Annotated in this window: 11 protein-coding genes; 8 read left to right on the top strand and 3 right to left on the bottom strand. The window is 74.8% G+C overall.

Going from position 1 to position 12,317, the window contains the following annotated elements; translation table 11 throughout:
• Window positions 1–47 precede the first annotated feature (47 nt).
• The 6 genes from ACWEPF_RS07140 to ACWEPF_RS07115 all read left to right on the top strand — a co-directional run bounded on the left by ACWEPF_RS07140 (window position 48) and on the right by ACWEPF_RS07115 (window position 8,143).
• Window positions 48–1,034: an ABC transporter substrate-binding protein gene (locus ACWEPF_RS07140; protein ID WP_380150525.1), complete on the top strand. Its 987-nt coding sequence runs from the start codon at window positions 48–50 to the stop codon at window positions 1,032–1,034.
• 84 nt (window positions 1,035–1,118) lie between these two features.
• Window positions 1,119–2,315 (top strand): ATP-grasp domain-containing protein, encoded by a 1,197-nt coding sequence (locus ACWEPF_RS07135; RefSeq protein ID WP_452171762.1) that lies wholly within the window; start codon window positions 1,119–1,121, stop codon window positions 2,313–2,315.
• Complete coding sequence (locus ACWEPF_RS07130; RefSeq protein WP_452171761.1) at window positions 2,312–4,066, top strand: IucA/IucC family protein; 1,755 nt, start codon at window positions 2,312–2,314, stop codon at window positions 4,064–4,066. Before ACWEPF_RS07135 ends, ACWEPF_RS07130 begins: the two co-directional genes overlap by 4 nt.
• Entirely contained in the window at window positions 4,063–5,259 is a 1,197-nt protein-coding gene (locus ACWEPF_RS07125; RefSeq protein WP_452171760.1) for an MFS transporter, read from the top strand. Before ACWEPF_RS07130 ends, ACWEPF_RS07125 begins: the two co-directional genes overlap by 4 nt.
• Window positions 5,256–6,965 (top strand): IucA/IucC family protein, encoded by a 1,710-nt coding sequence (locus tag ACWEPF_RS07120; RefSeq protein ID WP_452171759.1) that lies wholly within the window; start codon window positions 5,256–5,258, stop codon window positions 6,963–6,965. Before ACWEPF_RS07125 ends, ACWEPF_RS07120 begins: the two co-directional genes overlap by 4 nt.
• Window positions 6,965–8,143: a type III PLP-dependent enzyme gene (locus ACWEPF_RS07115; protein WP_452171758.1), complete on the top strand. Its 1,179-nt coding sequence runs from the start codon at window positions 6,965–6,967 to the stop codon at window positions 8,141–8,143. Before ACWEPF_RS07120 ends, ACWEPF_RS07115 begins: the two co-directional genes overlap by 1 nt.
• 28 nt (window positions 8,144–8,171) lie before the next feature.
• Here the strand turns inward: ACWEPF_RS07115 and ACWEPF_RS07110 are convergent, their stop codons facing one another.
• Window positions 8,172–8,528, bottom strand: a complete 357-nt coding sequence (locus ACWEPF_RS07110; RefSeq protein WP_452171757.1) for a MerR family transcriptional regulator — start codon at window positions 8,526–8,528, stop codon at window positions 8,172–8,174.
• A gap of 26 nt (window positions 8,529–8,554) precedes the next feature.
• Entirely contained in the window at window positions 8,555–9,340 is a 786-nt protein-coding gene (locus ACWEPF_RS07105) for an SDR family NAD(P)-dependent oxidoreductase (RefSeq protein WP_452171756.1), read from the bottom strand.
• 123 nt (window positions 9,341–9,463) lie between these two features.
• Here ACWEPF_RS07105 and ACWEPF_RS07100 point away from each other — a divergent pair, with 123 nt between their 5' ends.
• Window positions 9,464–10,285: an inositol monophosphatase family protein gene (locus ACWEPF_RS07100; RefSeq protein ID WP_452171755.1), complete on the top strand. Its 822-nt coding sequence runs from the start codon at window positions 9,464–9,466 to the stop codon at window positions 10,283–10,285.
• A gap of 20 nt (window positions 10,286–10,305) precedes the next feature.
• On the opposite strand, the gene ACWEPF_RS07095 is transcribed toward ACWEPF_RS07100, so the two are convergent.
• Window positions 10,306–11,211: an MBL fold metallo-hydrolase gene (locus tag ACWEPF_RS07095; protein ID WP_452171754.1), complete on the bottom strand. Its 906-nt coding sequence runs from the start codon at window positions 11,209–11,211 to the stop codon at window positions 10,306–10,308.
• Window positions 11,212–11,313: 102 nt separating this feature from the next.
• Between ACWEPF_RS07095 and ACWEPF_RS07090 the strand changes: the two genes are divergently transcribed.
• Window positions 11,314–12,246: an AraC family transcriptional regulator gene (locus ACWEPF_RS07090; RefSeq protein ID WP_452171753.1), complete on the top strand. Its 933-nt coding sequence runs from the start codon at window positions 11,314–11,316 to the stop codon at window positions 12,244–12,246.
• Window positions 12,247–12,317: the final 71 nt, after the last annotated feature.

Raw genomic sequence — 12,317 nt, 5'->3', positions numbered from 1 at the left:
CCGGTCGCTCCACCCTGCCCGAAACCTCTCACAGCAAGGAACCCGTCATGCGCAGAACCCCCGCCGTCCTCCTGGCCGCCGCCCTCACCGTCTCGCTCGCCGCCTGCGGCTCCAGCGCCACGTCGGGCGACGCCAAGCCGGCCGCCGAGGGCTCGAAGGCCGCCGACGCCGCGGTCTTCCCGCGCAGCGTCAAGCACGCCATGGGCACCGCCGAGATCAAGACCCAGCCCAAGAAGGTCGTGGTGCTGGACAGCGGCGAGCTGGACGACGTGGTCCTGCTGGGCATCACCCCGGTCGGCGCGGTCGCCCCGCACCTGAAGACCGAGGGCGGCTTCCCGGCCTACCTGTCCGGCAAGGTCACCGGCACCAAGGACGTCGGCCCGAGCGCCGAGCCCAACCTGGAGCTGATCGCCTCCCTCAAGCCCGACCTGATCCTCTCCTCGAAGGTCCGGCACGAGAAGGTCTACGACAAGCTCAACGCCATCGCCCCGACCGTGTTCGCCGAGACCACGGGCTTCCCGTGGAAGGAGAACCTGGCCCTCTACGCGCAGGCCCTGGGCAAGGAGGCCGAGGCCAAGCAGAAGCTCTCCGACTACGAGGCCAAGGCCAAGAAGCTCGGCGAGGAGATCAAGGCCAAGAACGGCGGCACCGCCCCGACCGCCTCGGTGGTCCGCTTCGTGGCCGGCCCGACCCGCCTCTACGCCAAGTCCTCCTACTCCGGCACCGTGCTGAAGGACATCGGCCTGAACCGCCCGGCGGCGCAGGACGTGGACAAGAACATCCTGGACATCTCCACCGAGCAGATCAGCCAGGCCGACGCCGACCTGGTCTTCGTCACCGTCGCCACCGACCCCAGCAAGACCAAGCAGGCCGAGACCCAGGCCAACCCGGTCTGGCAGGGCCTGAACGCGGTGAAGAACAACAAGGTCTTCAACGTGCCGGACGAGACCTGGATGTCGGGCATCGGCGTGCTGGCCGCGGAGCAGATGCTCGGCGACATCGCCAAGGCCGCCGGCGTCGAGGCGCCCAAGTAGTCACCCCCACCCGGCCGTTCGGGGAGGCGTGCCCACACCATGCCTCCCCCGGCCACCCCCTCACCCCGAAGAGGACCTTCCGGCATGCGGATGTACCTGCTCGCGCTCAACCCCACCGACTCCGTCACCCAGGGATTCCTGCCCGCCGCGGCGAGACTGGGCCTGACGGTCACCGTGCTCACGGACCACGCCGAGGCGCACCGACGCGCCTACGAGGGCCTGGAGTTCGCGCCCGAGGTGCTGGAGTGCGCGGTGCAGGACCACCGCGAGGTGATCGGGCTGATCTCGCAGCTCCCGGCCCCCGACGCGGTGTTCAGCAACAGCGACCACCTCCAGGTGCAGACCGCCCTGGCCGCCGAGTACTTCGGCCTGCCGGGCAAGGACTGGAAGGCCGCCTTCCGGGCCAAGAACAAGGGCGAGCTGCGCCGTCACCTGGCCGCCGCCGGGCTGGACGAGGTCTGGTCCGCCGAGCTGGCCCCGGAGGACGACCCGGCCGCCCTCACCCCGCCGTTCCCCTGCGTGGTCAAGCCGCGCGAGGGCGTGGCCAGCGAGGACGTCACCCTGGTCGAGGACGCCGAGCAACTGGCCGCCGCCGTCCGGGAGATCCGCGGCCGCCGGGCCGGGGCGGTGCTGCTGGTCGAGGAGTTCCTGACCGGTGAGCTGTACACCCTGGAGACGCTCGGCGACGGCACCACCCGGCACGTGCTGGGCGGCTTCCACACCCGGCTCTCGCCGCCGCCGAACTTCATCGAGGAGGTGCTGTTCTACGTCCCCGCGCACCCGGAGGCGGTCACCGCGCAGGTGCTCGCCCAGCTGGACGCGGTCGGCGTGAACCTCGGCGCCTGCCACACCGAGTTCGTGGTGCAGGCCGACGGCCGGGCCCGCCTGATCGAGGTCAACTACCGCGCCATCGGCGACACCTGCGACCTGATGCTGGCCGAGCTGCTGGAGATCCCGTTCTTCGAGCACGTGCTCAACGCGCACCTCGGCGTCCCCCTCCCCGCCGACCTCGGCGCCCGCACCGACAAGCGCGCCCGCAACGAGGGCGTGCTGGCCGACCGGGCCGGCACCCTGCACGCCGCCCCCGGCCCGTACGACGGCGAGGTCGACGGCGTCCGGCTCTCCTACCGCCCGGTGCGCGGGGTGGGCGAGAAGCACGACCACTACGGCACCAACCGGGACTACCTCGGCATGGTCTGGGCCGTCGGCCCCGACCAGGAGTCGGTGGACCGGACCGTGGCGGAGTTCATCGCCGCGAACCGCTGGGAGATCGGCGCATGAGCGCCGTCCGGCTGCACACCGCCGCCGAGCAGCTGACCCTGCGGGTGCTCGGCGCGCTGCTGCGCGAGGACGTGCTCGGCCTGCGCACCCAGAGCGTCCTGGAGCAGCGCGCCGACGGCGCCTGGCTGCGGGCCGGGACGCTGGCCCTGCCGGTCCGCCCGGACGGCTTCCAGAGCGAGTGGACCGCCCGGCTGCCACTGCTGCTGGCCGACGGCCGCGAACTCACCGCGCTGGACGACGTCCTGGCCCATCTGGCCGAGCTGGCCGACCCGCAGGACCGGGACGGCTACCGGGGCTTCGCCGAGGAGTGCCGCCAGACCCTGGCCACCATGGAGCTGCACGAGGCCGTCCACGGCCAGGTGCTGGACCTGCTGGCGCTGCGCCACGGCGAGCGCCCCGCCCACTGGGAGGGCCTCGGCGCCTCGCTCGCCTTCGACACCCTGGCCGCCTTCCTCGACCACCCGGTCTACCCGACCGCGCGCGGCCGCTCCGGCCTGAGCGACGCCGAACTTCGGCAGTACGCACCGGAGTTCCACCCCTCCTTCGAGCTGCGCTGGCTGGCCGTGCCGACCGGCGCGCTCGCGGTGGACACCCTCGGGGAGCGCCCCGCCTGGTGGCCGACCCTGGAGCGGCTGGGGCTGGGCGAACTGACCGGCACCCACCTGCCGCTCCCGGTGCACCCGCTGAGCACCGCGGACGCGCTGGCCGCCACCCCCGGTGCGGTGCTGGCCGGGCCCTCGTACCTGGAGGTGGTGCCCACCCTGTCGATGCGCACCGTCGCCCTGGTGGACAACCCCGAGTGGCACCTCAAGCTGCCGCTGGCCACCGCCACCCTGGGCCTGCGCAACCGGCGCACCATCAAGCCCGGGGTGCTGGAGGACGGCGCGGCCGGGCAGCGGCTGATCGAGGCCGTACTGGCCCGCGAGCCGCGCTTCGCCGAGCGGATCCTGCACGCCGACGAGCAGGGCTACGCGCACACCGGCCACGAGCTGGTGGCGGTGCTGACCCGGCGTTACCCGGCCGGTCTGGAGCGGGCCGTGACGGTGCCGCTGGCCTCGCTGCTGGCCGAGGCCCCCGGCGGGCTGGTGATCGACCTACTCGCCGAGCGCTTCTACGGCGGCTCGGCGCTCGCGCTCTACCGGGCGCTGCTGGAGCTGCTGATCGACTGGCAGACCGCACTGTACGGGCTGGGGTTCGCGTTGGAGTCGCACCAGCAGAACACCTCGCTGGTGCTGGACACCGTGGACGGCGCCACCCGGCTGCGGCTGCTGTACAAGGACAACGACGGCCCCCGGGTGAACTCCGCCCGGATCGGCGAACTCGCCGCCCACACGGCGGACTTCACCGACCCGCGGACCTTCTCGGAGACCGACCGGGCGATCACCGACCTGTTCACCACCATCACCGGGCACCTGTGCACCGCCTCACTGGCCTTCGGACTGGCCGAGCACGGCCGGGCACCGCTGGAGGAGACCCTCGGCCTGCTGCGGGAGGCCCTGGAGCACGGGGTCGAGCGGATCGGCCCGGCCGGCGAGGGCCTGCGGGCCGGCCTGTTGGAGGCCGAGCGGCTGCCGGTGAAGGCGATGGTCACCGCCGGGTCGCTGCTCAGCAAGGAGCGCTCGGGCGCCGCCGACATCAACAAGCACTACACCTCCGGGCCCAACTACCTGCTGCCGAGCGGAACTCCGCAGGGCGGAGGGGCCGGGGCGGCCGACGGCGGCGCGGCCGGGACCCGGGCGGACGCCCGATGACCACCGCCGCCGCCGAGCGCGCCGTCCTGGCCCCGGCTCCGGCCGGGCTGGACCGCCGTCAGGTGCACGCCGTGGCCGCCTGCTACTTCGTGGCCTCCTTCGCCGCGCTCGGCCTGCCGCCCTTCCTCACCGCGATCCTGCCCGGGCTCGGCGACGCGGACGGCAGCTGGGCCGGGGTCCTCTACATCGTGCCGACGGTCTTCAGCGGCCTGGGCGCCCCGCTCTGGGGCCGGCTGGCCGACCGCTTCGGCCGCAAGCGGCTGCTGCTGCGGGCCCAACTCGGGCTCACCGTCTCCTTCCTGCTGGCCGGGTGGGCCGACAGCCTGCCCGCCTTCACCGTGGCACTGGTGCTCCAGGGCTTCCTCGGCGGCACCTTCGCCGCCACCAACGGCTACCTGGCCGCGGCGCTGGAGGGCTCCCAGCTCTCCAAGGCGCTCACCCTGATGCAGGGCGCCGCCCGGGCCTCCCTGGTGGCCGCGCCGATCCTGGTCGGCGCGCTCTCGCCCTGGATATCCCCGCACCGGCAGTACCTGGTGATGGCGGTGCTGCCGCTGGCCGCCGCCGCGCTGCTCTCGCTGCTGCCCGAGCCGGCCTGCCCCGAGCGGCCCGAGCGCGCCGCCGAGGGCACCGCCGACGAGCAGCCGGCCGGCTCGCTCAAGCTGCTCTACGCCCTCGAGTTCGGCTTCGTCTTCTCCACCATCATCTCCTTCCCCTATCTGGTCTCGCTGGTCGAGGAGCGGATGCCCGGGGTCAACGGGACGGTCACCGGCCTGCTGTTCGCCCTGCCGCACCTGTGCTACCTGGCCGCCGCCGGGCGGGTCCACACCCGCTTCGCCGACCGGCCGCGCACCGGGATGGCCGTCGGCCTCGGCTTCGTCGCGCTCGGCCTGGCCGCGCACTGGCCGGCCCACTCCCTGCTCACCTTCACCCTCGCCCGCCTGCTGCTCGGCGTCGGCCTGACCCTCGGTCTGGTCTGCCTCTCGGTGCTCGCCGCCGAGGCCGCGCGCGGCCGGGCCCCGGGCCGCATGTTCGGCTCGCTCGAATTCGTCTCCAAGGGCGGCGCGGTCGCCGCCGGGGTGGTGGCCGCGCTGGTCAACGGCGCCTTCGGTGCCTCCGCCCCCGTGCTGACGGGCACCGTCGCCGCGCTGGCCGCCGCCCTCCTCGCCCTCCTCTCCCGCCGGAGCCACCGATGACCTCTCCCGCCGACACCGACCTCCGGTCCGTGGCGCCCACCGAACTCCCCACCGCCGACCACGCGGTGGCGCACACCCTGCTCAACTGCCTGCTCCGCGAGGTCTCCGGCCCCGAGCACCAGAGCGCCGTGGCCGACGGCGTGCTGCACCTGCGCCTGCCCCGGCGCGGCGTGACCCTGCGGGTCGCGCTGCGCCGCACCTCCCTGGTCGGCGCGCACCGCTTCACCGGCCCGGTCTTCCAGGAAGGCCCGGGCGAGGAGCGGGAGTTGACCTGGCAGGAGCTGGCCGGGCACGTCCAGGCCGAGCTCACGCTGCGCACCGGCGTGACCAACGAGGAGTTCCTCACCCAGCTGGCCTCCAGCCGCGCCGGGGTGGCCCACGGCCTGGACCGCCGCCCCGCCGCCGGCCCGGACCGCTACCTGGAGTCCGAGCAGGCCCTGGTCTTCGGCCACCGCTTCCACCCCGCCCCCAAGTCCCGCTACGCCGAGCGCGGTTCCTGGGACGACTACGCCCCCGAGGCCCGGGCGGCGTTCCGCCTGCGCCACCTCGCGGTGCGCAGCGAGTACATCGCCCAGGACACCGCCGACCCCGGCGCGCTCACCCTGCTGGACTCGCTCGGCGAGGTGCCCGAGGGCTACACCCTGCTGCCCGCCCACCCCTGGCAGTACGAACTGCTGCACGACCACCCCGGCCTGACCGCCGCGATCGAGCGCGGCGACGTGATCGACCTCGGCGAGCGCGGCGAGGACTTCACCGCCACCGCCTCGGTGCGCACCCTGCACGGCGCGGGCGCCTTCCTCAAGTTCAGCCTGAACGTGCGGATCACCAACTGCCTGCGCAAGAACGCCGCCTACGAGCTGACCGGCGCCGTCACCCTCACCCGGCTGCTGGCCGAGCCCTTCGCCCGGCTGGCCGAGCAGCACCCCGAGGCCGCGATGCTGCGCGAGCCCGCGTTCCGCACCCTGGCCCTGCCCGGGCCCGACGGGGAGGTGGACGTCTCGCTCTTCGAGGGCTTCGGCCTGATCGTCCGCGAGGGCCTGGAGCGCCACCTGAAGCCGGGCACCACCGCCCTGCTGGCCGCCGCGGTGGCCGACGAGTACCCGACCAGCTCCGCCCAGCTCGGCTCCCTGCTGAGCGGTTCGGGTCCGGCCGAGGCGCTGGAGTGGTGGGGCGCCTACCTGCGCCTGGCGGTGCCGCCGGTGCTCTCCGCCTACTTCGAGCACGGCGTGGTGCTGGAGCCGCACCTGCAGAACGTGCTGCTCGGCGTGGACGCCGCGGGCCACCCCGTCCAGGTGCTCTACCGCGACCTGGAGGGCACCAAGCTGCTCCCCGAGCAGAACGCCGCGCTGCTCGCCGCCCTGCCCCCCGAGGTGGCCGGGCCGATGACCTATGACGCCCAGCGCGGCTGGGACCGGGTGGTGTACTGCCTGGTGGTCAACCACCTCTCCGAGTTCGTCTCCGCCCTGGCCGACCTGCACCCGGGGTCGGAGGCCGCCTTCTGGGCCGAACTCCGCGCCGTGCTCGGCGAGTACGCCGACGCGCACGGCTGCCCGCCGCGGCTGGCCGCCCTGCTCGCCGGGGTGCCGCTGCCCGCCAAGGCCAACCTGATGACCCGCTGGGCGCGCAAGGCGGACCGCGAGGCCGGCTACGTCCCGCTGCCCTCGCCGCTGGGCGAGTCCGTCCTCGCACTGAGCTGGAGCGTCTGATGACCGAGTCCGTCCCGCAGCTGGTGGCGTCCCTGACGCCCGAGCAGTTCCCCGTCTACGTCTACGACCTGGCCGCGCTCCGCGCCCACGCCGCCGCCGTCCGGGCCGCGCTGCCCGGGCGGGTCGAGCTGTACTACGCCGCCAAGGCCAACCCCGAGCAGCCGGTGCTGGCCGCCCTGGCCGATGCGGTGGACGGCTACGAGGTCTCCTCCGGCGGCGAGCTGGCCCATGTGCACACCGCCGTGCCGGACCACCCGCTGGCCTTCGGCGGCCCGGGCAAGACCCCGGCCGAGATCGCCGCCGCGCTGGAGCTGGGCGTGCGGCGCTGGCACGTGGAGAGCGAGCACGAGCTGCGCCTGCTGGCCTCGCTTGCGGTCGAGCCGGTGGACGTGCTGCTGCGCGCCAACCTCCCCGTCACCGACGGCTCGCTGGACGGCGTGAAGCTGGCCATGGGCGGCCGGCCCACCTCCTTCGGCCTGGACCCGGCGCTGGTCGAGCGCTGCGTCCGGCTGCTGGCGGAGCCCGGCTTCGAGCGGCTGCGGCTGCGCGGCGTGCACGCCCACCTGGCCAGCGGGCTGGACGCGGAGGCCCAACTCGGCCTGGCCGAGCGGGTGGTGGCCTGGTCGGCGGCGCTGGCCGAGGAGCACGGCTTCCTGCTGCACGAGGTCAACGTCGGCGGCGGCATGGCGGTCGACTACGCCGACCCGTCCGCCCGCTTCGACTGGACCGCCTTCGGCAAGGGCCTGGCCGAGCTGCTGGACCGGCACCCCGGCCTGACCCTGCGGATCGAGCCGGGCCGCGCCCTCACCTCCTACTGCGGGTACTACGCCACCGAGGTGCTGGACGTGAAGCAGAGCCACGGCGAGGACTTCGCCATCGTCCGCGGCGGCACCCACCACCTGCGCACCCCCGCCACCCGCGGCCACGACCAGCCCTTCACCGTCCAGCCGGTCGAGGAGTGGCCGCACCCCTGGGAGCGCCCCGCCGTCTCCACCGGCAAGGTCACCGTCTCCGGCCAGCTCTGCACCCCCAAGGACGTCCTCTCCGCCCACCAGCCGGTGGAGACCCTGCGGGCCGGCGACCGGGTGGTCTTCGCGATGGCCGGGGCCTACGCCTGGAACATCTCCCACCACGAGTTCCTGATGCACCCCCGCCCGGGCTTCCACTACCTGGGCTGAGCACCGCGGCGTCGGGCCGGGCCGGGGGCTACTCCTCCGGCCCGGCCGCCTCCAGCGCCGCCGCCAACCGGTCCCGCAGGACCGTCTGACGGGCGATCCGCTCCTCCAGGACACCCAGCCGGGCCCGGGCCACCGCCAGCCCCTTCCCGGACGGCGGCGCGCTCGTCAGGTCCCCGTCCAGGCAGGTCAGGAACACCTGGACGTCCTCCAGGGTCAGGCCGGCCTCCACCAGGTGCCGGATGTTGCGGACCCGGACGGCCGTCCCCCCGTGGTAACTGCGGTAGCCGTTCGCCGCCCGCTCCGAGCGGATCAGCCCGGCCTGCTCGTAGTGCCGCAGCGCCCTCGCCGTCACCCCCGTCACCGCCGCCAGCTCCCCGATCCGCACCGGCCCCACCTCCGGCCGTCATGGTGTCACGCGACCACCGCCCCGCCGTCCACCGGCAGCACCACCCCGGTCACGAACGACGCCTCCGGCGCGGCGAGCCGGGTGACCGCCCAGGCCACCTCCTCCGGCCGCCCCACCCGCCCCATCGGCGTGTGCGCCACCTGCCAGGCCCGCAGCTCCGCCCGCCGCTCCGGGCTCAGCCCCTGGTGCTCCCCGATCGGCGTGTCCACCGCCCCCGGCGCCACCGCCACCACCCGCACCCCGCGCGGCGCCAGCTCCACCGCCCAGCTGCGGGTCAGCGTCTCCAGGCCGCTCTTGGCGGCCGCGTACACCGAGGCCCCGGCCCACCCCCGCTGCCCCACCGAGGTGGTCACGTTCACGATCACCCCGCCGGTCGCCTCCAGCGCGGGCAGCGCCGCCTCGGCCAGCAGCACCGGCGCCACCAGGTTGACCGCCAACTGCGGCAGCACCCGGTCCGGGGTGAGGGTGCCCAGCGGGCCGGCCTGCACGATCCCCGCGTTGTTCACCAGCACGTCGAGGCGGCCGTGGCGCTCCAGTGCGGTGCTGACGATCCGTCCGGGGCCGTCCGCCGCGGTCAGGTCCGCGGTGAGGACACCGATGCCCGGCCACCCCCGCGCCGTCTCCGCCAGCGGTTCGGCCCGGCGGCCGACCGCCAGCACCCGGGCCCCCTCCGCCGCGAAGGCCCGCGCGGTCGCCCGGCCGATGCCGGTGCCCGCGCCGGTGACCACCACCACCCGACGGTCCCCGGCGCTGACGGTGTCGGTGCGAATCCTGCTGCTGCTCTGGTCCATGCCCGCATCCTGGAACCCTGCCGCCAGTGTCAGGGTCAAGCGACCCGTCCCCTCCCGGCCGCTGACGACCCGTCGGGGGCAACCCGGCAGGTCGGCGCGGGGACGGTCGTGGGAGAGTGGTGGGTGGGTGAAGGGAGCACGACGGTGCTGATGGAGAAGGTGGCCGAGATCCTCGCCGAGGCGTCGGCCGAGGCGGTCGAGCCGCGGTTCCGGGCACTGGCGGCCGGCGAGGTGATGGAGAAGGCCCCCGGCGAGGTGGTCACGGTCGCCGACCGGGAGGCCGAGGTGATCATCTCCCGGCGGCTGCGCGAGCTGCTCCCCGTCCCCGTGGTCGGCGAGGAGGCCGTCGCCGCCGACCCCGCGCTGGCCCGGGCCCTGCTCACCGAACCCGCCGTCTGGCTGGTGGACCCGGTCGACGGCACCTCCAACTTCGCCGCCGGGAAGCCCGACTACGCGGTGATGGCCTCCCTGGTCCGCTCCGGCCGGACGGTGGCCTCCTGGATCTGGCAGCCCGCCACCGGGACGGCCTACGCGGCGGAGCTCGGCGCCGGCGCCTGGCGCAACGGCCACCGGCTGGTCCGGCCGCCGGTCACCGACCCGGCGGAGAAGTGGCGCGGCATCCTCAAGAGCCGCTTCCTGGAGCCCTCCGAGCACCACCGCCTCCAGTCCGCCGCCACCGTCTTCGGCCGCACCTTCGGCGGCCTGAGCGCGGCCGGCATCGAGTACCCCCTGGTCGCCGAGGGCGACCTGGAGTTCATCCTCTACTGGCGCACCCTCCCCTGGGACCACTCCCCCGGCTCCCTCCTGGTCACCGAGTCCGGCGGCGTCTCCGCCCGCCTCGACGGCACCCCCTACGTCCCGGACCCGCCGGGCGGCCCCGAAGGCCTGCTGGTCGCCGCCGACCCGGCCACCTGGGAGCACGTCCGCACCGTCCTGGCGGGCTGACGGGTCGCCGGGCCGACGGGTCAGTCCGCGGCCCACCCGGAGAAGGTGAAGCCCTCGCCGACCCGGCGGACCTCGGTCGCACCGGGGCCGGCCAGGTGCGCCGGGAAGACCAACTCACCGAGGTCGGCGGCGCGTTCGAGGATGCGCCGCCGACTGGCGGCGGCCCCGTCCGGGTCCAGGCAGAAGCAGCTGTTGTGGGACGGGTCGAGGATCTGCACCGGGCTGTGCAACAGGTCGCCGACGAACACCGCCCGGTCGGAGCCGGAGGTCAGCCGCAGCACGGCCGACCCGGGCGTGTGGCCGGGCGCGGACTCCAGCACCAGGTTGCGGTCGACGGCGTGGGCACCGTCCCAGAGCACCAGCTGCCCGGCCCGGCGCACCGGCGCGATGCTGTCCTCGTAGAGCAGCCGGGCGGTCACCGTCGCACCCCGCCCGTAGTCGTTGTCCGGACCGTAGTACCGGTCGTCGGCGGCCGGCAGCAGGTACTGCGCATTGGGGAAGGTCGGCACCCAACTCCCGTTCTCACTCCGGGTGTTCCAACCGACGTGGTCAGCGTGCAGATGGGTGTTGACCACGGTGTCCACCTCCTCCGGGCGGACCCCGGCCTCCGCCAGCCGCTCCAGGAACCGGCCCTGCCGCCGGTGGAACTGCGGCGCGTCCGGCCGCTCCCGGCCGTCGCCCACCCCGGTGTCGACCAGCACGGTCCGGCCGCCGCTGCGCAGCACCCAGGTCTGCAGGGCCATCACCGCCTCACCGCTCGCCGGATCCCAGTGGTCGGGGACGAGCCGGTCGGCGTTCTCCCGCCACAGCTCGGGCGGAGCCTGCGGGACCAGCTCGGCGGCGGGCCGGAACGGCCCCTGGTACTCGACGACCCGGATGGCCTCGACATCGCCGAGGACGATGCGCTGTGCGCTCTCGATGCTCATGCCGACGAGCCTAGGAGCACCGGATGAGCCGTCCAATGCCGTACCGGCTCAGATCAATACGCGATCGTCTCAGGACTGAGGGGGTGGCGCTAGGCTGCGCCCATGGACGTGGTGAGCGACGCGATGGCGGCGGTGCGGGTCGGCCGGCCCTCCAGCAACCGGTTCCGGGCCGCCGGGAGTTGGAGCACCCGGCTGTCCGCGTACGAGGGCGCCGGGTTCCACGTGGTGCTGGAGGGCGGCTGCCGGCTGCTGCTCGACGAGGGCGAGCCGCTCACCCTCCGCACCGGCGACGCGGTGCTGCTCCCGCACGGCACCGGGCACGTCCTGATGGACGCGGACGGCGATCCCGCGGCCGCCGGCGCGGCCGTGCCGTTCGAGCGGCTGACGGACGGCAGCGCGCCCCGGCCGGCCCGCACCGGGCCCGGCCAGGTCGAACTGCTCTGCGGCAAGTACCGGACCGACCGCAGCCGCACCCACCCGCTGATGGCCGAGCTCCCCGCCGTCGTCCACCTGCCCAACCGGGTCGGCGGCCACCCCGAGCTGCGCGCCGCCATCGACCTGCTCGGCGGCGAGCTGCTGGAGCAGCGGCCCGGCGGCCAACTCGCCGTCCCCAGCCTGCTCGACCTGCTGCTGGTGTACATGGTCCGGGCCTGGCTGGCCGAGGGCAGCACCGGCGTGTGGTCCGCCGTGCTCGGCGACCCGGTGGCCGCGGCCGCGCTGCGCGCCCTGCACGCCGACCCGGCCGCCGGGTGGACCAACGACCGCCTGGCCGCCGCGGTCGGCGTCTCCCGCCCGACCCTGGCCCGCCGGTTCACCGCCCTGGTCGGCCGCCCGCCGATGGCCTACCTCACCTGGTGGCGGCTCACCTTCGCGGCCACCCTGCTGCGGGACACCACCGACCCGCTCGCCGCCGTCGCCCACCGGGTCGGCTACCGGACCCCGTACGCGTTCTCGCACGCCTTCGCCCGCCACTTCGGCACCACCCCGGGGCGCTACCGGGCACGGGAGGGAACGGCCGCACCTGCCACCGGCTGACCTGCCCCGACCGCACGCCGGTCCGCCTTCCGTGTTCGCGCAGTTCCCCGCGCCCCGGGGTGGCCGCCATC

This window comes from Kitasatospora sp. NPDC004289 (assembly GCF_053602875.1).
The sequence above is the reverse complement of the archived record's forward strand: the minus strand, read 5'-3'. Positions and strand labels throughout refer to the sequence as shown.

Excerpts from the sequence above, each read along its gene's own strand:
- ACWEPF_RS07090 (WP_452171753.1), top strand. The coding sequence starts at position 11,314 with ATGGACGTGGTGAGCGACGCGATGGCGGCGGTGCGGGTCGGCCGGCCC.
- ACWEPF_RS07095 (WP_452171754.1), bottom strand. The coding sequence starts at position 11,211 with ATGAGCATCGAGAGCGCACAGCGCATCGTCCTCGGCGATGTCGAGGCC.
- ACWEPF_RS07105 (WP_452171756.1), bottom strand. The coding sequence starts at position 9,340 with ATGGACCAGAGCAGCAGCAGGATTCGCACCGACACCGTCAGCGCCGGG.
- ACWEPF_RS07115 (WP_452171758.1), top strand. The coding sequence starts at position 6,965 with ATGACCGAGTCCGTCCCGCAGCTGGTGGCGTCCCTGACGCCCGAGCAG.
- ACWEPF_RS07125 (WP_452171760.1), top strand. The coding sequence starts at position 4,063 with ATGACCACCGCCGCCGCCGAGCGCGCCGTCCTGGCCCCGGCTCCGGCC.
- ACWEPF_RS07130 (WP_452171761.1), top strand. The coding sequence starts at position 2,312 with ATGAGCGCCGTCCGGCTGCACACCGCCGCCGAGCAGCTGACCCTGCGG.
- ACWEPF_RS07140 (WP_380150525.1), top strand. The coding sequence starts at position 48 with ATGCGCAGAACCCCCGCCGTCCTCCTGGCCGCCGCCCTCACCGTCTCG.
- ACWEPF_RS07135 (WP_452171762.1), top strand. The coding sequence starts at position 1,119 with ATGCGGATGTACCTGCTCGCGCTCAACCCCACCGACTCCGTCACCCAG.
- ACWEPF_RS07120 (WP_452171759.1), top strand. The coding sequence starts at position 5,256 with ATGACCTCTCCCGCCGACACCGACCTCCGGTCCGTGGCGCCCACCGAA.